1 protein-coding gene and 1 pseudogene are annotated in these 1,770 nt (G+C 57.5%); both read right to left on the reverse strand.

Annotated features, from left to right (window positions below; translation table 11 throughout):
• Positions 1-83: 83 nt before the first annotated feature.
• The gene (locus P7F60_RS30715; protein ID WP_277921231.1) at positions 84-947 is read right to left on the reverse strand and encodes a DUF4037 domain-containing protein; all 864 of its coding nucleotides are present in this window, start codon (positions 945-947) and stop codon (positions 84-86) included.
• A 306-nt stretch (positions 948-1,253) separates the two neighbouring features.
• Positions 1,254-1,695: pseudogene (locus P7F60_RS30720) on the reverse strand (tyrosine-type recombinase/integrase); the annotation flags it as partial.
• Positions 1,696-1,770 lie beyond the last annotated feature (75 nt).

Raw genomic sequence — 1,770 nt, forward strand, 5'->3', positions numbered from 1 at the left:
AGGATGCCGCGCTCGAGATGATCTTGGGTTCGAGATAGCTTAACCCGCTCCGCTCTTCTATGTCTGCAATGGGCCGATGGCAGTCATTGATGCTGCCAAAGCGCCGTCAAGGTTGCCTCTGAAAAGCCGGGCACGGCTAGAACGAAATTGCTGGATAGGTACTGATCCACCCCGCCGAACTCAGGCAACTGACGTAGCTCCTGGTCATTGATCGCGGCACGAAGTCCTTCGAAGATCTTCAGGGAGTCCACAAACTGGAATGGCCGATTGTGCAGCGAGCCCTGCACAGGGGCTGTCGCCCCAGGCACCTCCTTCATCATCTGCAGTTCAGCGACGAATTCACACGCAAGCTTGATTGCGGCCTCTCTTTCACGCCAGTCTGGGGCTGTCATGATCTTCAGCAAAATCGGCCCCAGCTCCGGCGCGCATTCCAGCCTGGAGAAGGCAGTGCCAAACCATTTCGGGTAAGGCGCGTATCGGCGCTCGACCAGTAGAGCGAGCCTCATCAGGTTTCCGGCCATACGCGTGGCAATCACACGAGAGCCGAGCTCGTCACCAACGTCGCCCGTCCGACCGATATAGGCACGTTCCTCAGCAATTCGGCCCCATTGAGCTGCCAGTTTGTAGAGCCAAACATCTCTTGGAAAGTACGAGAGCCTATTTCGAAGCGCAGTCACCTCTCCAAAATCGTCCTGAAACACAGCACCTGCCGTTACCGTCAAGAAGTGCTGCTCCGAATAGGACAGCCAATCCCTCGCGGCCAGATCTTCGGCAAACTGACGGCCGAGATAGCGTTCGCACCAGGCGGGCACGGTATAGAGCTCGACGCCGTGGTCTGATCCTTGCATTCCAGAGGCGCGGCCATCGGCTGGCGCTCGTACGTAGCTTGGATAGCGAACGGTCCTGTCCTCGAAGCTGGTTGGCAGGTGGCGGTCGAGGGTGGTCATGATATCGCCTGCGGAGGTTGCGAATTCAGCTTCGGGCACGAAAATTTGTACAGACGGGCCGTAGTCATGGTCGGCCGACGTCTCAGTGTCGAAACCCAGCACTTCCGAACCAAGGCCGATCCTGCATGCCGCGTGCTGCATTGCAGGGTAATGGTCTCGCAATATCGGAGCGACCACTGTCTGATAGTACCGTCGCGAAAGAGCTATTCCAATTCCTTCTGGCATCAAATTTCCCATCAGCGAGCTTCACCTCGCATGCCCAACGGAGATGTCCGGTGCGTGTCCCTTAGGGAGCTCATTACCGACCTAGAGAAGCCTGGCTGCTCTGCCACTCCGTCTCGTTGCGCTGTTGTAGTATTCGGATGCCTGTTGGACGGATCGATGCCGGGATTGTTCCATAGCTTCGGGTAGGGGGATGCCGCGATTGGCCGCTTCGGTTAAGTAGCCGGAGCGCAGGCCATGCGCTGAATACTCCGCAGGATCGAGACCAGCCATATCTGCACGCTGCTTGACGATGTCGTTGATTGCCTTCGGATCCAGCGAACGCTTGGAAACATTGCCCCAGCGATCAATCGCCCGAAACACACTGCCGCTTTCGATCCTGGCAAGCGCGAGCCAGGCATTCAGCGCTTCGACAGGCCGGCCCGTGAAGATAGACGATTTCCTGATTGTCAGCGCCGCTGGTCTTGGTGCGACCGAGATGGATGGACAAGGAGGGCAGGGGAGGCGACCCTTCGACAGGGATGGGCGTCACGACACGAAAGTGGAGAATCTGTCCGACTTTTAAGAACGTATCCGGAATTCAGGTTGGTTTAACCGTGGA

This window comes from Rhizobium sp. YJ-22, assembly GCF_029601685.1.
In the GTDB taxonomy this organism is placed as follows: domain Bacteria; phylum Pseudomonadota; class Alphaproteobacteria; order Rhizobiales; family Rhizobiaceae; genus Metarhizobium.